Here is an 18,051-nt window from a genome sequence, read left to right as displayed (position 1 = left end):
ACACACATATCCACTAGTACCCACTCTTTCCCTACGCGCGGGCGCGCAGGCCGACGCGGTGGCGACCGGCGACGCGGCATTGCGCTGGCTGGCCGAGCACGGTCCCGTCACGCTCGTGCTGTCGGACATCTCGCTCGGCGCGGGCGGAAGCGGCATCGCGTTCGCGGCGCGGCTCGCCGAGCGCTGGCCGGCGCAGCGCGTCGCGCTTACCTCGGGCCTGCCGCCCGAGATTCATCAGACCCATCCCGACTGGCGCGGGGACCTGCCGTTCGTGCCGAAGCCGTTCGATCTGGCGGCGCTCGCCGCGTTGCTGGGCTGATGCGCGACAGCGATTGTTTCGATTGTTAATGGCGCGGCGCGTTTCCGAAATTTTCGATTAACCGGACTGGAGTCTCATAGACCCACGGCACCCGGCGACGCGCTCGCGACACCGCGGCGCACGATTCGAACGATTCGAAAAAAACTGGAGACACCCAATGATGAAGCTCAAGGCAAGCTTGCTGACGATGGCGCTCGCGATGACGGCCGCCACGGCCACCAGCGCCGGCGCGGCGACGCTGCGGATCGCATGCGGCGCAGCCGGCGTCGACCAGGACATATGCCAGGTCTCGGCGAAGCGGTGGGCCGAGAAGACCGGCAACGTGGTCGAGTTCATCAGCATGCCCAATAACTCGAGCGAAACGCTGGCGCTTTATCAGCAGTTGCTCGGCGGCGGCTCGGACAAGATCGACGTGATGCAGATCGATACGGTCTGGCCGGGCATCCTCGCGAACCACCTGATCGACCTGAAACCGTACAGCAAGGGACTGGAAAGCCAGTCGTTCCCGAGCATCGTCGCGAACGATACGGTGAACGGCAAGCTGGTCGCGATGCCGTGGTTCATCGATACCGGGCTGCTTTACTACCGCAAGGACCTGCTCGACAAGTACCGCGTGAAAGTGCCCGCCACGTGGGAGGAGCTCGATGCCACCGCGCGCAAGGTCCAGTCGGGCGAGCGTGCCGCCGGCAACGAGAAGGTCTGGGGCTACGTGTGGCAAGGGCGCGCGTACGAAGGGCTGACCTGCGATGCGCTCGAATGGATCAGCAGCTACAACGGCGGCACGGTGGTCGACGACAAGGGCCGCGTGACGATCGACAATCCGGGCGCGATCAAGGCGCTGGAGCAGTCGGCGAAATGGGTCGGCACGATCAGCCCGAAGGCCGTGCTGAACTACGGCGAAGAGGAGGCCCGCGGCGTGTTCCAGGCCGGCAACGCCGTGTTCATGCGCAACTGGCCGTATGCATGGGCGATCGCGAATCGGGCAGGCAGCCCGATCAAGGGCAAGGTCGGCATTGCGCCGCTGCCGAAGGGCGGCGCCGACGGCCGCCCGGCCGCCGCGCTGGGCGGATGGCAGCTCGCCGTGTCGCGCTACTCGCCGAACCCGAAACTGGCCGCCGATCTCGTGATGTACATGGCGAGCGCGGACGTGCAGAAGATGCGCGCGATCCAGGGGTCGTACAACCCGACGATGCCGGCGCTCTACCGGGACAAGGACATCCTGCAGGCCAACCCGTTCGTGGCCGATCTGCTGCCGACCTTCAGCACGGCGGTCGCGCGGCCGTCGACCGTGACCGGCGCGAAGTACAACCAGGTCAGCAACCAGTTCTGGAATGCAGCACACGACGTGCTTGCCGGCAGCGACACCGCATCGGGTGCGCTCGCGCGGCTCGCCGCCACGCTCAACCGGCTCGCGCCGGGCGGCAGCTGGCACTGAGCGCCGCGGAGCGCGATTGATCGATCGGGCCGGCCTCCGCAGGGCGCCGGCCTGACGGGAGACATCGAATGAGAACCGGAAGCATCGAAATAAGTAGCACTCCTGCATTCGTGCGGACACCCGTCCGTGCCCGTGCCGGGCTTGCCCGCGCGCGCCGGCGCCAGGCTTGGCTGCTGGTGGCGCCCGCGCTGCTCACGCTGGCGGCAATCGCCGGCTGGCCGCTGCTGTGCACGGCGTGGTTCAGCCTGACCGACGCGCAACTGTCCGACCTGTCGCAGCGTCATTTCGTCGGCCTCGACAACTATCTCGGCGCAGCGGGCGTGCTGCGCGACCCGGCCTGGTGGCAGGCCGTCGGCAATACCGTGCTGTTCGCCGTCGTGTCGGTGGTGCTCGAGACTGGCACCGGTCTCGGCGTCGCGTTGTTGCTGGACGTACCGTCGCGGCTGCGGACGCTGCTGCGCGCGGCCGTGCTGGTGCCGTGGGCGATCCCGACGGTCGTGTCGGCGAAGATCTGGAGCTGGATGCTCAACGACCAGTTCGGGATCGTCAACGCGATGCTGATGTCGATCGGCGCGATCCATGAACCGCTCGCGTTTACCGCCGATGCACACCTCGTCTTCCCGACCATCGTGCTCGTCGACGTGTGGAAGACCACGCCCTTCATGGCGCTGCTGATGCTCGCCGCACTGCAGACCGTGCCGCGCGATTGCTACGAGGCCGCGCGTGTCGACGGCGTGCCGCGCTGGCGCGTGTTCCGCTCGGTGACGCTGCCGCTGATCCTGCCCGGCGTGCTGGTCGCGATGATCTTCCGCTCGCTCGATGCGTTGCGCGTGTTCGACCTGATCTACGTGATGACGTCGAACAGCCGGATCACGAAAAGCATGTCGATCTATGTGCGCGAACAACTGATCGATTTCCAGCAGGTCGGGTTCGGGTCGGCGTCGGCGATGTTGCTGTTCGCCACGATCGTGCTGTTCACCATCGGCTACATGGCAATCAGCCGCCGCCGGATGCAGGAGGCATGACATGAAGAAGCATCCGCTCGACCGGGCGATTCACGGGCTGCTGTCGGCGCTCGTGCTGGTGATCGCGTTGTTCCCGTTCGTCTACATGATCGGCACGTCGATCAAGCACGGCGACGCGCTGTTCGATACATCGCTCTTCCCGGCAAGCCCGTCGCTCGACAACTATCGCCAGCTGTTCCGCGACCAGCCGTTCGGCGCGTACCTGCTGAATTCGGCGCTCGTCGCGGGCGGGGCGGTCGCGTTGTCGCTCGCCGTGTCGGTGCTTGCCGCGTATGCGCTCGGCCGCGTGTCGTTCCGCGGACGCGGCGTGCTGATGATGTGCATTCTCGGCGTGTCGATGTTTCCGCAGGTCGCGATCCTGTCGGGTCTGTTCGAGCTGGTCCGCGCGCTTGGCCTGTACGACCACCTCGGCGCGCTCGTGCTGTCCGATCTGATCTTCACGCTGCCGTTCACGATCTGGATTCTCGTCACGTTCATGCGCGAGCTGCCGCGCGAGCTGGAGGAGGCGGCACTCGTCGACGGCGTCGGCGTGTTCACGCTGATCTTCCGGATCTTCATGCCGCTGCTGCGGCCGGCGCTGGCCGCGACGTCGCTGCTCGCGTTCGTGTCGGCCTGGAACGAGTTCCTGTTCGCGCTGACCTTCATGATCTCGTCGGGCCAGCGCACGGTGCCCGTCGCGATCACGATGATCTCGGGCGCGAGCAGTTACGAGTTGCCGTGGGGAACCATCATGGCCGCGTCGGTCATCGTCACCGTGCCGCTCGTGCTGCTGGTGCTGGTGTTTCAGCGGCAAATCGTCTCCGGCCTGACTGCCGGTGCGGTCAAGGGTTGACGCGTATCGGCCCGAACAGGAACAAGAGGGAAACCATGAGTCAGATCAAGTTGAGCGGTCTTCGCAAGCAGTTCGGCACGACTCCCATCCTCAGCGACGTGAATCTCACGGTCGAGCCGGGCGAGTTCTGTGTCTTCATCGGCCCGTCGGGCTGCGGCAAATCGACGTTGCTGCGGATCGTCGCCGGCCTCGAGGAGCAGAGCGAGGGCGACGTGTGGATCGACGGCCGCTGCGTCAACACGTTTGCGCCCGCGCAGCGCGACATCGCGATGGTGTTCCAGAGCTATGCGCTCTATCCGCACATGTCCGTCTACGAAAATATGGCGTTCGGCCTGCGTCATCTGCGCTTGCCGAAGGACGAGATCGACCGGCGGGTGCGGCTCGCTTCCGAGTCGCTGCGCCTCGGCGAGCTGCTCGAACGCAAGCCCGGCGCACTGTCCGGCGGCCAGCGGCAGCGTGTCGCGATCGGCCGCGCGATCGTCCGCAAGCCGAAAGTATTCCTGTTCGACGAGCCGCTGTCGAACCTCGATGCGGCACTGCGCGTGAAGACGCGCGTCGAGATCGCGAAGCTGCACCGCAGCCTCGACAGCACCAGCATGATCTACGTGACGCACGACCAGGTCGAGGCGATGACGCTCGCCGACAAGATCGTGCTGCTGCGCCCGCTCGAAGGGCGCAGCGGGATCGCAAGCGTCGCGCAGATCGGCACGCCGCTCGATCTGTATCACCGCCCGGCGAGCCAGTTCGTCGCCGGTTTCATCGGCTCGCCCGCGATGAACTTCCTGCCGGCAAGCGTCGCGGCGGCCGGCAGCGACGAGGTTCGCGTGCTGGTCCGCGACCATCCGCTTGGCGCCGACGTGTCCGGCGACGGTCTCGAAACGGGCGCGGGCGTGACCCTCGGCATCCGCCCCGAACACGTGCGGGTCGGCACCGGTGCCGTGACGGGCCAGGTCGCGCACGTGGAGCAGATGGGCGAACACACCTATCTGTATCTCGACACGCCGCTGTGCGACCAGCCGATCGTTGCAAAGACCGATGCCGCCGGCGCGCGGGTGGGCGAGCGCCTGCGCGTCGATCTGCCGGCCGGCGCGCTGCATCTGTTTCATCCGGACGGACGCGCGGCGATACGCACGCCGCGCGAGCCTGCCGCACCGGCGCTCGCGATCGCCTGAGCGGCGCGCGGCGCATCCAGTCAAAGGTTTCAGGCGGCCACGGCGCATGGCCGCTGTCGAATTGGCGCCAAATCATCGATAAAGGATAGTCATGCTAAACAAGAAGATTTCAGTGATCGTATGGAACGAGTTCGAGCACGAACGGGAAAACGCGGGCGTGCGCGCGATCTATCCCGACGGCCTGCACCGGGTGATCGCCAGCGCGCTCGCCGAGACGCCGGCGCTTGGCCACGGTGCGTTGCCGCTCGAGATCGGCACCGCGACGCTCGACCAGCCCGAGCACGGCCTCAGCGAAGCGCGGCTCGCCGCCTGCGACGTGCTGATCTGGTGGGGGCACAAGGCTCACGCGAAGGTCTCCGACGAGATCGTCGAGCGCGTGCAGCGCCGCGTGCTCGAAGGGATGGGCCTGATCGTGCTGCATTCCGGGCACTTCTCGAAGATCTTCCGTCGTCTGCTCGGCACGAACTGTTCGCTGAAGTGGCGTGAGGCAGCCGAGAAGGAACGGCTGTGGGTCGTCGAACCGTCGCATCCGATCGCGGCCGGGCTCGGCGAGTACTTCGAGCTGCAGCACGAGGAAATGTACGGCGAGCGTTTCGACATCCCGCAGCCGGACAGCACGGTGTTCATCTCGTGGTTCGAGGGCGGCGAGGTGTTCCGTTCGGGCTGCTGCTGGGAGCGCGGTCACGGCCGGATCTTCTACTTCCGTCCCGGACACGAAGCCTACCCGACCTATCACGATCGCAACGTGCAGCGCGTGATCGCGAATGCGGTGCAGTGGGCCGCGCCGCGCGTGAACCTTGCCGACTGCTGTCCGAACTCGCCGCCGCTCGAGAAACTCAGCGAGAAGAGCCAGCAATTCGCGCACGTCGGCATCCAGCAAAGCGCGGGAGACCTCGAATGAACGACGATTACAAGGTCGAGCTGCCGGAAGCGGCGGCGATTGCACGCGGCCGGCGCCTGCGTGTCGGCGTGATCGGGCTCGGGATCGGCAGCAAGCATATCGAAGGCTGGCGCGAGCATCCGGACGTCGACGTGGTCGCGATTGCCGACCCCGATGCGAAGCGGCTCGCGAAGGTCGGCGACGCGTTCGGCATCGACGCGCGCTACGCATCGGCCGACGTGATGTTCGCGGCCGAGCAGCTCGACGTCGTCAGCGTCTGCACGCCGAACAAGTTCCATCGTGAGCTGACGCTTGCCGCGTTCGACGCCGGCTGCCACGTGCTGTGCGAGAAGCCGATGGCGCTGAATGCGGACGAGGGGCGTGAAATGCTGATCGCCGCGCAGCGCTCCGGCAAGCGGTTGATGATCAATTTCTCGTACCGCTTCAGCGCGCAGTCGCGCGCGCTGAAGACGCAGGTCGAAAGCGGCCTGTTCGGCGACTTCTATTTCGGACGGACGGTCTGGCATCGCCGGCGCGGGATGCCCGGCTTCGGCGGCTGGTTCGGTACCAAGGCGCTGGCGGGCGGCGGGCCGCTGATCGATCTCGGCGTGCATCGTCTCGATCTCGCGCTGTGGCTGATGGGCTATCCGAAACCCGTGTGGGTGATGGGCAGCACCTACGATCCGATCGCGCGCGAGCTGGCGGCGCGTGCGGGCAAGACGTTCGACGTCGAGGATCTCGCGGCCGCACTGATCCGCTTCGACAATGGCGCGACGCTCGCGCTCGAGGCATCGTGGGCGACCAACATCCAGGAAGCGGAACTGATGGAAACCCGCCTCCTTGGCACGCGTGCCGGGCTGTTGCAGAAGAACCTGAACGAGGGCTATACGTTTGACGCGCACGTGTTCATCGAGCAGAACGGCGCGCAGTTCGACATGCGCCTGAATCCGCCCGTGGAAGGCGCGCATTCCGCGATGTACGACTACGCGGAAGCGATTCTGTGCGACGTCCCGCATCCCGCGCCCGGTGAGGAAGGGCTGATCGTGATGGAGATTCTCGACGCGATCTACGCGAGCGCGGCCGCGGGCGAGCCGATCCGCATTCACGCGCCGGAACCGGCGGCCGCCGACGCGTCACCGATGGTAGACCTCGACGTCGCCGGCTGAAGCCGCGGGCTGACTTCGCACCGGGCCGGCGCGCGGATCGTCCATCGCGCCGGCCCGTCGGCAGCATGACGGACGACACAGCACACACACCTATTCGATGATGCCGCGCATCGTACGCGGCGCACAGACAACGTTTGGAGACACGTTCATGATCGATGAAGCAGGCTGCGCCGCGCGCGGTCCCGCACGCACCCCGTTCAGGCTCACGCGGCTCGCCGCCGCGTTCTCTCTGGCCGTCGCATCGGCCGCGCTGCATGCGGCGCCGGAACCGGCAACGACGGTCGCCGCCGACAGCGCGCCGGGCGGTCTTTCGCAGGCCACCGGCGTCGTGCCGGCCGACACGAGCCCCGCCAACGTGGCGACGCCGACACCGTCGTCGGCCTGGAACCAGCTGACGCCGTGGACGCAGTTCCATGGCTATATGCGGGCCGGCGTCGGCACGAGCGATGGTCATTCACAGGCCTGCTTCCAGTTGCCGGGCGCGCAGAGCAAATACCGGCTCGGCAACGAATGCCAGGTCTACAGCGAGCTGGAGATCGACCAGACGCTGTACAAGTTCTCGAACGGCATGCAGCTGTCGGCGGTGGGGATGGCGAGCCTCGTGAACGATCTCGATCGCACGCCGACCTTCAACGGCGATCACGGCCGCGTGCGCCTGCCACAATCGTACGTGCAGCTCACGAACTTTCCGGGGCTCGACGACATGCGGATCTGGTTCGGGCGCATCTACTACCGGCGCAACGACGTCCACATGAACGACTTCTATTACTGGAACCCGAGCGGCCTCGGCGCGGGCATCGAGAACGTGCCGATCGGCGGCAGCCTGAAGCTCAGCTATGCGTTGTTCCGCGAGGACTACATCGACCAGCCCAACTACGCGACGCGCCACGACCTGCAGCTGTCGGGCGTGCACCCGAACCCTGGTGGCGAACTGCAGTTCGGGCTGTCGTACATCCCGGCCCGCGCGCCGGTGCTGAACACGAGCGGCGTGCTGCAGGACGCGCACAGCGGCTGGTCGTTCACGGTACAGCACGTGCAGACCAACCTGCTCGGCGGCAAGAACAAGCTCGCGTTCCAGTACGGCGTCGGCCCGGGCACGGGCCTCGGCTACACGGGAACGCTGACCAACGACAACCGCTACAAGAGTTTCCGCGTACTCGACGCGTTCGACTGGCAGGCGACGCGCGACTTCAGCGGACAGGTGGTCGGCATCTACCAGCGCGACATCGCGCCGTCGGGCGGGTCGCAGACCTGGATATCGATGGGCGTGCGGCCGGTGTACGCGTTCACGCAGCACATCAAGCTGCAGGGCGACCTCGGGCACGATCGCGTGACGCCGTCCGGCGGCCCGACGCGCACGCTGCTGAAGGCAAGCGTCGCGCTGACGCTCGCGATGGACCGCTCGTTCTGGTCGCGACCGGAATTCCGCGTGTTCTACACCTATGCGCGCTGGAACCAGGCCGCGCAGGATGCGGCGGCGCCCGGAGATCCGCTGTCGACAACGGGCATCTTCGGCACGTCGCGCACGGGTTCGACGGTCGGCGCGCAGGTCGAATGGTGGTGGTGAGCGCGATGACGGAACGCTGTACGACGATATCGATGGGTGCCGATGCCGAGCCGTTCTCGCGCATCGTGTTCGGGATGTGGCGGATCGGCGACTGGGCGTTGTCGGCCCGCGAGCGGCGTGCGCTGATCGAGGCGGCGCTGGAGCTCGGCGTGACGAGCTTCGACCACGCGGACATCTACGGCGACTACGCGGCCGAGGGCCTGTTCGGCGACGTTCTGGCCGATGCGCCGCACTTGCGCGAGCGGATGCAGATCGTCACGAAGTGCGGGATCCGGCTCGTATCCGCGCGTCGGCCCGCGCACGGGATCAAGTATTACGACACGCGCGCCGCGCATGTCGTCACGTCGGTCGAGCAGTCGCTGCGCGCGCTGCGCACCGACCGGCTCGACCTGCTGCTGCTGCATCGCCCCGATCCGCTGATGGATGCCGATGAAGTCGCCGCGACCTTTGCCGCGCTCCGGCGTGACGGAAAGGTGAGGGAATTCGGGGTATCGAACTTTACGCCGGCGCAGGCTGCGTTGCTGCAGGACCGCATGGCGGCGCACGGTATGTCGCTCGCGACGAACCAGGTCGAATGCTCGCTGCTGCATCTCGCGCCGCTCGACGACGGCACGTTCGACCAGGCGCAGCGCTGGCGCTGTCCGCCGATGCTGTGGTCGCCGCTCGCGGGCGGACGCCTGTTGACGGAGGCGTCGCCCGCCGCGACGCGCGTGCGCGCGGCTGCGGCGTGGATCGGCGACGCGCTCGGCGTGTCCGCGACGACGGTGCTGTTCGCGTGGCTGCTCGCGCTGCCGTGCCGACCGCTGCCGATCGTCGGGTCGAGCCGGATCGCGGCGCTGCGCGAAGCGGTAGCGGCGACCCGCATCGCGCTTGGGCGCGAGCACTGGTTCGAACTGTTGGGCGCGGCGCGCGGCGTGGAGGTGCCATGACCGTTGCAATCGACACACGATGACAATTCAGGAGATGGGATGAGCGAAGCGACCCTCAACGGTTATCCGGTCGCGCCGCGCGGCGTGCGCGCCGGCGAACCCCGCTTGCTGGCGGACATCGGCGGCACGCATGCGCGCTTCGCGCTGGAGACGGCGCTCGGCGGGATCGGCGACGTGCGCGTCTATCGATGCAGCGCCCATGCCGGGATGGACGACGCAGTGCGCGCGTTCCTGCGCGACGCGGGCGGCGCGCGGGTGCGGGACGCGGCGATCGCGATCGCCAATCCCGTGGACGGCGACATGGTCAGCATGACCAATCATGACTGGCGCTTCTCGATCGATGCGACGCGTCGCGCGCTCGGGTTCGACACGCTGCACGTCTTCAACGACTTCGCGGCGCTGGCGATGGCCGTGCCGCATCTGTCCGCGGGACAACGACGGCAGGTCGGCGGCGGACGCGCGGCGCCCGCGGGTACGATCGGCGTGCTCGGCGCCGGTACGGGGCTGGGCGTTTCGGCGCTCGTGCGCGCGGGCGACGCATGGGTGCCGGTGTCCGGCGAGGGCGGGCATGTGTCGTTCGCGCCCGCCGACGCACGCGAGGCCGACGTGCTGCAGTACGCGCGGGCGCGCTGGCCGCACGTGTCGTTCGAGCGGCTGGTCGCGGGCCCCGGCATCGCGGTGATTCACGCTGCGCTCGCCGCGCGCGACGGCCGCGACGCACCGCGGGTCGATGCGGCCGATACGGTCGCCATCATCGACCGTGCGCTTGCTGGCGACGCCCGCTGCGTGGCGACCCTGGATTGCTTCTGCGGCATGCTCGGCACGTTTGCGGGCAATCTGGCGCTGACGCTCGGCGCGACCGGCGGCATCCATATCGGCGGGGGCGTCGTGCCGCGGCTCGGTGCATTGTTCGATGCGTCGCCGTTTCGTGCCCGTTTCGAGGCGAAGGGCCGCTTTGCCGGTTATCTCGCGAAGATTCCGACCTTCGTGATCACCGCGCCGCATCCGGCCTTCGCCGGCGTGTCGCGCCTGCTCGCCCGCGCGTTGGGCGAGGCCGGCTGACGCGAGTCCGGCCTGCATGGCAGTAGTTCGACTGTTTGCAAGGCGTCGGCATGTTGAAAGTAATCTGGCGCGCGCGCCGCTGCCCTATGGAATACGCCGACTGGAAGTCGTCCCGGAACTCATTTATTTTTAGAGGAGTGTCGCCGAGGCGTCGTGCGTTCCGGAGGAATCGTGACCACGTTCCAGAAGGTCTGGCAATTGCTCGTCGGAAAGCCGCTCGATCCGCTCGATCCACGCACGCGCCATGCGATCGCCGTGACGCCGCTGCTGGCCTGGGTCGGGCTCGGCGCCGACGGGCTGTCGTCGTCATGCTACGGCCCGGAAGAAGCGTTTCTCGCGCTGGCGCATCACACGCCGCTCGCGCTGTTCCTCGCGCTCGCGACGGCGGCGACCGTGTTCATCATCGCGCTCGGCTACAACCAGGTGATCGAGCTGTTCCCGACGGGCGGCGGCGGCTACCGCGTCGCGACGTCGCTGCTCGGGTCGAAGCCGGGGCTGGTATCCGGCGCGGCGCTGTTGGTCGACTACGTGCTGACCGTCGCGACGTCGCTCGCGAGCGGCGTCGACGCATTCTTCAGCCTGCTGCCGGTGAGCGCGCAGGCGTTCAAGCTCACGACCGAGATCGTGCTGATCCTGCTGATGACGGGGCTCAATTTCCGCGGGATGCGCGAATCGATCATGGTGCTGCTGCCGATCTTCATCGGCTTCGTGATCCTGCACTTCGCGCTGATCGTGTACGGCATTGCCGCGCACGGCAGCAACCTCGCGATGATCGTGCCCGACGCCGTGCACGAGGCACACGGGATGTCGCAGTCGCTCGGCGTATTCGTGATGCTCGCGCTGCTGATGCGCGCGTTCTCGCTCGGCGGCGGCACCTACACGGGCCTCGAGGCCGTGTCGAACAACGTGAACATGCTGGCGGACCCGCGCGTGCCGAACGGCAAGGTGACGATGTGGTACATGTCGACGTCGCTCGCGTTCACGGCCGGCGGCATCATCCTGCTGTACATGCTGTGGCACGCGCGGCCCGTCGAAGGCCAGACGCTCAACGCGGTCGTGTTCGGCAGCGTGATCGACCATCTCGGGCTCGGCTCGGCGTTCGCGCGCCACGCATTGCTCGCGGCCGTGCTCGCGTTCGAGGCCGGACTGCTGATGGTCGGCGCGCAGACCGGCTTCCTCGACGGCCCGGCCGTGCTGTCGAACATGGCGTCGGATTCGTGGGTGCCGCGCCATTTCCGCGACCTGTCGGGGCGCCTCGTGCGGCAGAACGGGATCATCGTCGTCGGGCTGTCGAGCCTGCTGATCCTCTTGTGGACACACGGCAGCGTCGACGTGCTCGTCGTGCTGTACAGCATCAACGTGTTCCTCACGTTCAGCCTGTCGCTGCTCGGGCTGTGCACGTACTGGTGGCGCCATCGCAGCGAGCAGGGCTGGTTCAAGCATTTCTTCCTGTCGGCGCTCGGGCTGAGCGTGACGGCGACCGTGCTCGTCATCACGCTGGTCGAGAAGTTCACGGCAGGCGGCTGGCTCACGGTGCTCGTGACGAGCGCGGTGATCGCGCTGTGCTTCATGATCAACCGGCACTACGCCTATACGCGTGCGCAGCTCGCGAAGGAAGACGCGCTGTTCTCGGGGAAGACGCCCGAAGTCGACGAGGCGACCGCGCCGGGCAAGCCCGATCCGTTGCAGCCGACGGCCGTGCTGCTGGTCGGCAAGCACCGCGGCGCGAGCATGCACGCGCTGCTGTGGGTCAACCGGCTGTTTCCCGGGCATTTCCGCAACGTGATCTTCCTCGCGGTCGGCGAAGTCGATGCGAAGGCATACGACGGCCACGAACATCTCGAACGGCTGCGTCATGCGATCACCGAATCGCTCGACTACTATGTCGCGCACTGCCGCCGCAACGGCATCGCGGCCGACTACCGGATCGCGTTCGGCACGAATCCCGTCGTCGAATTCATGAACCTCGCGTCGTCGACGCTCGACGAGTATCCGAACTCGGTGTGCTTCGCGAGCAAGCTGATCTTCCGGCGCGTGAATTTCCTCACGGCCTGGCTGCACAACCAGACGCCCGTCGAGCTGCAGGCGCGCCTGCACGTCGAGGGCAAGCAGATGGTGCTGTTGCCGATGAATGTCGGGTAGCGGTGCGCGTCGTGCGACGCGCGGCCGCCGGCCGAATTTTGTTGCGCGATGTGATGACGCGCTTACGGATGACGATGCGTATGCGAGCGTGACGAGCGTCGCGCGGGCCGGCGCAGCAGCTTGTCGCGCGTGCGGTCGCGGCCGCGCCCGGCCGTGAAGAACAGCACCGCGAACACGAGCAGCGCGAGCAGCACGAGGATTGGGACGATTCCGTTTTCCATGTCGCCTCCTGCATGACGAGGGACGAAAGGCGCCGCGGCCGGCCTTCAGCCGGTGGGCATGAACGCGCCGGCGAGCAGCGTGTCGATGAAGCGCGTGGCCAGCGCGATCGAGATCCTGACCGCGTCCGCGTCGTTGCGGAACACGCGATGCTTCGGGGCGAGCAGGTGCGCTTCGTGGCATCCGCCGGCACGGTGCCGGACCACGACGGCGAGCGGCTTGTAGATCGCGCCGAGTTCGGGCCTTTTATCGGCCACAGGGGCGGCGAGCCCGACCAAGCGAATTCCGCCCCGGCGACAGGTCAGGCAAAGCGGCGAAGCCACGACGGCCTTCGCGGCAGGCGCCGGTCGTTCCGACCCCGCACGCGCTTGATCGGACGAATGGGCGCCGGGCCGTGTTCACGTCAGCATCGGTATCGCTTCGATCAGCGCGATGCCGAGCAGCGCGCCGAGCGCGGCGCCGACCAGTCTCGGATGCCACCGTAGATGCAGCGCGGTCAGCAGTGCGCCGAACAGGACCAGGCCCAGCAGCGTGAACGCGATCACGAGGTACCCCATTTCGAAGTCGCTATTGATGACCGCCATGATGCCTCCTTCCCCACGTCGGCGTGTCGCGTTCGGCGGAGCGTCATTCCGTCGACGTCGCGCGCATGGATGATCTGCCTTAAGTATATGTCGCGACTTGATGCAAAAAAGCGCTCTCGCCCGGGACGGGATGTACGGGGGCGTGCCGGCGTGGCGAAGCCGACGATGCGAGCCTGGCGGGCTCGCCGCCGCGTGGCTTGACGCTCGCGGGCACGTCACCCACACTGGTTTGCACGACGGGCATGCGGCGCGCGAGCCGTCATGTGCGCGTCATGCGGATCGAACCGTCCGCGCCGGCGCGCGGCCCTGGTGCCCGGCAACGAACGCGCGGAGAGCTTCGACGTGGTGCTTTTTCCTTCCCGATGGACAGGTCGCCTGCTCGCCTGCGCGATCGCGCTCGGCGCCGGCGTCGCCATGGCCGATGTGCGCGGCACAGGCAACGCACTCGACACGGGCGGCGACGCACCCGTCACGCTCGTGAGCGACGTCCACGAATTCGTGATCCAGCATGATGGTTCGCTCGACGAGCATGACGATTCGACGCTGCGCGCGAACGACGCGAACGGCATCGACGCGGTCGCGCAGCGCTACGTGTGGTTCGACAAGAATCTCGAGAAGGTGGACCTGCTCGCGGCCGAGACGATCGACCGCGACGGCGTCGCGCATCCGGTCGGCGCGGACGCCATCCGCGACGTGCAGGAACCGCGCTCGGCCGGCGCGCCGACGTTCCAGGACGGGCTGTTGCGTACCGTCGTGTTTCCCGGCGTCGAAGCCGGGTCGAGCACGCGCGTGGCGTTCCGCAAGACCCGCACGAAGCCGGTCAACCGCGGCTACTTCGGCTATACGGTCGAGCCGTCGCGCGAGCCGGTCGGCAGCCAGCGGCTGATCTTCGACGTGCCGGCCGACATGCCGCTGTACGCGGATGCGCGCGGCTACGTCGCGCTGCCGCCGGTCACCGCGAACGGCCGCACGCGCTACGAGTTCGACTATCGGCACGGCCCGTACGACCGCATCGAGAGCGGCGCGGTCGGCTACGCGACCTACGGCGACCGGCTCGTCGTGTCGACGCTGCCCGACTACGCGGCGTTCGCCGCGCGTTACCGCAACGCGGCGGCCGATCCGGGCGCGGACGATCCGGCCGTCGCGCAACTGGCGCGCACGCTCACCGCGGGCGCCGCCGATCCGCGCGACAAGGCGCGCATCCTGTACGACTGGGTGCAGGCGAACATCCGCTACGTCGGGCTGTTTCTCGGCGAAACGGCCGCCGCGCCGCATCGCGTCACGGACATCCTGCGCAACCGCTACGGCGACTGCAAGGATCATGTCGCGCTGTTCGGCGCGCTGCTCGCGGCGGTCGGCATCCGCAGCGAACCGGTGCTGCTCAATCTCGGGGCCGTCTACACGCTGCCGTCGGTGCCCGGTTACGGCGGCGGGGCGATCAACCACGCGATCACGTGGCTGCCCGATCTCGAACGCTTTGCGGACACGACGACGGCCGGCATCGCGTTCGGCTACCTGCCGCCGATCGTGATGGACCGTCCCGCGCTGCTCGTCGACACGGGCGTGCTGTCGCGCACGCCGGCCACGCAGCCGCGCGGCCGCATCGCGCGGGTCGAGATCGATGCGGCCGGGCCGGGCGCCACGCGTTTTCATGCGTACATCGAAGACGACGGCTGGACGGCCGAACTCGAACGCAACCTGTTTCGCCGCGCAACGCCCGACGTCATCGCGCAGCTCGCGAACAACCGTCTGCGGCAAAGCGGCTTGCGCGGCCGTGCGCAACTGTCGACCAGCGACCGGCGCGTGACCGACGGGCCGTTCGACGTGACGATGTCGGGCACGCTCGATCATTTCGTGTGGCCCGACGGCACGACCGCGTTGCCCGCGCTGTCGAGCCTGACGGGCGGCATCGCGACGCAGGTCGAGAGCTGGCTCGCCGAACCCGTGCGCACGCAGCCGTGGGGCTGCATCGGCGGCACGTTCGACGAGACCGGCCAGATCGCACTGCCGGCCGACGTCGCGATGACCGACCTGCCGGCCGATACGGCCGTGCACGACCGCTTCGTCGATTTCACGTCGCACTACGTATTCGATGCAAGCGCGCGGGTCGTGCAGGTCACGCGGCGGATGACGGCGGATTTCGGCCGTCAGGTGTGTACGCCGGACGAATTCACGGCGCTGCGCACGTCGCTCGAACGCATCGAACGCGACACGCAGGCGCAGATCGTCGTGCGGGCGAAAGGGCGTTGAACGGGCAGGGGAAGTGAGTACGTCGACGCCATTGGTCGACGCGCAGGAGAGACATCATGACGGAACGAGATCACGAGATCGCCGATCTCTCGAAGGAATTGCTGGGCCGGATCGTGCAGGGCACCGTGGCGAGCGGTGCGGTCGTGGATGCGGCGCAGTGCGCGGCGCTTGCCGTGCAGTGCGCGACGGCGCTGGTCGACCGGCTGGATACGGGCGGAGACTGAGCGGGCGGATTCATGCGTTACGCGCCCGTCGCGCACCGGTCCGGTGTCACGGGCTGGTCGCCAGCGTTCCGCGAACGGCCGCGCGCTGACGCTGACAATACCGCCCGAGCCCGACGATACCGACGAGGGAGACGAACGACAGCAGCGTGAAGAACGCCGCGAGGGGCAGCCATTGTCCGCGAAACTGCTGCGCGAGCATCGTGCCGATCAGCGGCGTCGTGCCGCCGGCGACCATCGCGCACAGCTGGTACGCGATCGAGATGCCGGAATAGCGGACGCGTGTCGGAAACGCCGGTGTCATGAAGCCGGCGATGACCGCGTAGATCGCCGACAGCGTGACGACCGCGAACGAAATGCCGGCAACGATCGCGACGGGGTTCTGGGTCTGAACGAGCAGGAACATCGGATAGGGTGTCAGCATCGACAGCACGGCCGCCCAGGTGAGGAAGCGCGTTTCGCCGAACCGTTGCGCGAGCAGCGCGGAGACGGGCTGCGACAGCAGCTGGATCACGGTGACGACGAACAGGCAGTCGAGAATGAACGACTTGGACATGCCGAGGTAGGTCGTCACGTACGAAATCATGAACGTGTTCGTGAAGAAGAATCCGGCCGAGCCGATCGTCGTCGCCGCGGCGGCGAGCAGGATCGGCGCCCACGCCGTGCGCAGCACTTCGGCGACGGGGTACTTCGCCACCGCGTTGGTATCGCGCACGCGCTCGAATTCGGGCGATTCCTTCACGCCGAGCCGGATGACCATCCCGATGAGCAGCAGTACGAAGCTCGCGAGGAACGGCAAGCGCCAGCCCCAGCTGACGAAGCTCTCGTGGTCGAGCGACGTGACGAAGCGGAACGCGAGCAACGAAAGGATCAGTCCGGCGGGGCTGCCCATTTGCGGGAACGACGCGAAGAAGGTCTTGCGGCCGGCCGGTGCGTGTTCGCTGGCCATCAGCACGGCGCCACCCCATTCGCCGCCGACCGCGATGCCCTGCAGGATCCGCAGCAGCACCAGCAGGATCGGCGCCCAGATGCCGATCGTCGCGTAGCCGGGCAGCAGGCCGATGCCGGTTGTCGCGATCCCCATCAGGAACATGGTCAGCACGAGCATTTTCTTGCGGCCGATGCGGTCGCCGAGGTGGCCGAACACGGCGCCGCTCAGCGGCCGCGCGACGAAGCCGACGAAAAAGGTGCCGAACGACGCCATGGTGCTCAGGAAGTGATTGCTGCTCGGAAAGAACACCTCGCCGAGCACGAGCGCGGCGGCGGTCGCGTACGTGTAGTAGTCGTAGAACTCGACGGCCGTGCCGATGAACGCCGCGGTGGCGGCGCGCACGGGTTGATGCGTTTGGGAAGCAGGTTGAGACATGGGCTGTCCTGTCGTTCGTATGGGGGAGCCGGCCGCACCGCGGCGGCAAGTCGCGCGTGGCCCTGGCGTGCCGCAATGCGGTTTATCCGTCGCCGATATGCGTGCGTAAAATTCTGTTTTTTAATCCCGAACATTAGCGGCGTTTATGCTCGCCGCCCGTGCGTGCTCGTCGGCAACGCGCCGGCATTGCGCATGGCGTTCGAGCAGCCGGCGCGCATTGTTCGCGTCGGGCGCATCGATGCGCCCGGGTGCGGCGGCGTGGCCGGATGCCGATTGCGCGCGATAGGCGTCCAGCAGCGCACGCGCCGCGTGCGCGTCTGCGTCGGACGGCGTCAGCGCCCGGTTGATCGCGTCCACGTGCACGGCGAATACCGCGCATTTCGACCGGAAGCCGAGCCCGGTCGACGTGTCGAGATCGTGCGCGAGGACGTCCGCTGCGAGGTAGGTGCACGGCAGGTCGATCGGCCCGCAGCCGGCCGCGATGCATTCGATCAGGAAGCGGCTGCGCGCATGAAGCAGTTCCAGGCCGTCACGCGTGCGGCGCGCGCCGAGGCTCGCGGCGAGATCTTCGACCGCCAGCATCGCGTGTCGGATGCGCGGGCTCGCGGCGAGCATCGCGCCGACGTGCACGAGTCCGCGAGCCGACTCGATCGTCGGCACGATCTCGGTCGAGCCGGCCGGCATGCCGTATCGCGCTTCGAGTGCGGTCAACACGTCGGCGAGCCGCGCGAGCTGCGCCGGCGTTTCCGCATGCGGCAGGGATTCTTATACTGGCGCGCGCGGGGAACAATTGTCCGGGGCTGGGCCCTGACCGAACGGGATCGCCTTCTGGACGGAATCGCACAAATGCGTGAAGGCCTGACTGCCGAGCGGGCCGCCGGC

At 67.6% G+C, this 18,051-nt stretch carries 16 protein-coding genes and 2 pseudogenes; 13 read left to right on the top strand and 5 right to left on the bottom strand.

Translation table 11 applies throughout. The annotated features are described in order from the left end of the window. The 11 genes and pseudogenes from G3O06_RS39650 to G3O06_RS39600 form a co-directional block, all read left to right on the top strand. Positions 1-319, top strand: a pseudogene (locus tag G3O06_RS39650) (hypothetical protein); the annotation flags it as partial. 157 nt (positions 320-476) lie between these two features. Further along, positions 477-1,754: an ABC transporter substrate-binding protein gene (locus G3O06_RS39645; RefSeq protein WP_205819354.1), complete on the top strand. Its 1,278-nt coding sequence runs from the start codon at positions 477-479 to the stop codon at positions 1,752-1,754. 68 nt (positions 1,755-1,822) lie between these two features. Next, the gene (locus tag G3O06_RS39640) at positions 1,823-2,779 is read left to right on the top strand and encodes a sugar ABC transporter permease (RefSeq protein ID WP_241020474.1); all 957 of its coding nucleotides are present in this window, start codon (positions 1,823-1,825) and stop codon (positions 2,777-2,779) included. Position 2,780: 1 nt separating this feature from the next. After that, positions 2,781-3,611 (top strand): carbohydrate ABC transporter permease, encoded by an 831-nt coding sequence (locus G3O06_RS39635; RefSeq protein WP_205819353.1) that lies wholly within the window; start codon positions 2,781-2,783, stop codon positions 3,609-3,611. A gap of 35 nt (positions 3,612-3,646) precedes the next feature. Beyond that, the gene (ugpC, locus tag G3O06_RS39630; protein WP_205819352.1) at positions 3,647-4,783 is read left to right on the top strand and encodes a sn-glycerol-3-phosphate ABC transporter ATP-binding protein UgpC; all 1,137 of its coding nucleotides are present in this window, start codon (positions 3,647-3,649) and stop codon (positions 4,781-4,783) included. Positions 4,784-4,874: 91 nt separating this feature from the next. Further along, positions 4,875-5,684: a ThuA domain-containing protein gene (locus G3O06_RS39625; RefSeq protein ID WP_241020473.1), complete on the top strand. Its 810-nt coding sequence runs from the start codon at positions 4,875-4,877 to the stop codon at positions 5,682-5,684. Next, the gene (locus G3O06_RS39620; protein ID WP_205819351.1) at positions 5,681-6,829 is read left to right on the top strand and encodes a Gfo/Idh/MocA family oxidoreductase; all 1,149 of its coding nucleotides are present in this window, start codon (positions 5,681-5,683) and stop codon (positions 6,827-6,829) included. Before G3O06_RS39625 ends, G3O06_RS39620 begins: the two co-directional genes overlap by 4 nt. A 148-nt stretch (positions 6,830-6,977) precedes the next feature. Beyond that, positions 6,978-8,396, top strand: a complete 1,419-nt coding sequence (locus G3O06_RS39615; RefSeq protein WP_205819350.1) for a carbohydrate porin — start codon at positions 6,978-6,980, stop codon at positions 8,394-8,396. Positions 8,397-8,401: 5 nt separating this feature from the next. Beyond that, the gene (locus G3O06_RS39610) at positions 8,402-9,325 is read left to right on the top strand and encodes an aldo/keto reductase (RefSeq protein ID WP_241020472.1); all 924 of its coding nucleotides are present in this window, start codon (positions 8,402-8,404) and stop codon (positions 9,323-9,325) included. Between the two features lie 39 nt (positions 9,326-9,364). Continuing rightward, positions 9,365-10,363 (top strand): annotated as a pseudogene (locus G3O06_RS39605) (glucokinase); the annotation flags it as partial. A gap of 195 nt (positions 10,364-10,558) precedes the next feature. Beyond that, positions 10,559-12,529: an APC family permease gene (locus G3O06_RS39600; protein WP_205819347.1), complete on the top strand. Its 1,971-nt coding sequence runs from the start codon at positions 10,559-10,561 to the stop codon at positions 12,527-12,529. Positions 12,530-12,591: 62 nt separating this feature from the next. On the opposite strand, the gene G3O06_RS39595 is transcribed toward G3O06_RS39600, so the two are convergent. The 3 genes from G3O06_RS39595 to G3O06_RS39585 form a co-directional block, all read right to left on the bottom strand. Continuing rightward, positions 12,592-12,750 carry a hypothetical protein gene (locus tag G3O06_RS39595; protein ID WP_174979232.1) on the bottom strand — a complete coding sequence of 53 codons (159 nt, stop codon included), beginning with the start codon at positions 12,748-12,750 and terminating at the stop codon, positions 12,592-12,594. Between the two features lie 45 nt (positions 12,751-12,795). After that, a complete protein-coding gene (locus G3O06_RS39590) occupies positions 12,796-13,005 on the bottom strand; it encodes a hypothetical protein (protein WP_241020471.1) in 210 nt (69 codons plus the stop codon). Positions 13,006-13,146: 141 nt separating this feature from the next. After that, entirely contained in the window at positions 13,147-13,332 is a 186-nt protein-coding gene (locus G3O06_RS39585) for a hypothetical protein (RefSeq protein ID WP_174968106.1), read from the bottom strand. 342 nt (positions 13,333-13,674) lie between these two features. Between G3O06_RS39585 and G3O06_RS39580 the strand changes: the two genes are divergently transcribed. Both G3O06_RS39580 and G3O06_RS39575 read left to right on the top strand, forming a co-directional pair. Beyond that, positions 13,675-15,582 (top strand): DUF3857 and transglutaminase domain-containing protein, encoded by a 1,908-nt coding sequence (locus tag G3O06_RS39580; protein ID WP_205819345.1) that lies wholly within the window; start codon positions 13,675-13,677, stop codon positions 15,580-15,582. 56 nt (positions 15,583-15,638) lie between these two features. Next, complete coding sequence (locus tag G3O06_RS39575) at positions 15,639-15,806, top strand: hypothetical protein (protein ID WP_205819344.1); 168 nt, start codon at positions 15,639-15,641, stop codon at positions 15,804-15,806. 46 nt (positions 15,807-15,852) lie between these two features. Here the strand turns inward: G3O06_RS39575 and G3O06_RS39570 are convergent, their stop codons facing one another. Next, entirely contained in the window at positions 15,853-17,169 is a 1,317-nt protein-coding gene (locus tag G3O06_RS39570) for an MFS transporter (protein WP_205819343.1), read from the bottom strand. Positions 17,170-17,289: 120 nt separating this feature from the next. Then, positions 17,290-17,928, bottom strand: a complete 639-nt coding sequence (locus tag G3O06_RS39565) for an aldolase/citrate lyase family protein (protein ID WP_277403779.1) — start codon at positions 17,926-17,928, stop codon at positions 17,290-17,292. Positions 17,929-18,051: the final 123 nt, after the last annotated feature.

It is taken from the genome of Burkholderia sp. Ac-20345 (genome assembly GCF_017104825.1).
Classification (GTDB): domain Bacteria; phylum Pseudomonadota; class Gammaproteobacteria; order Burkholderiales; family Burkholderiaceae; genus Burkholderia; species Burkholderia lata_B.
The sequence above is the reverse complement of the archived record's forward strand: the minus strand, read 5'-3'. Positions and strand labels throughout refer to the sequence as shown.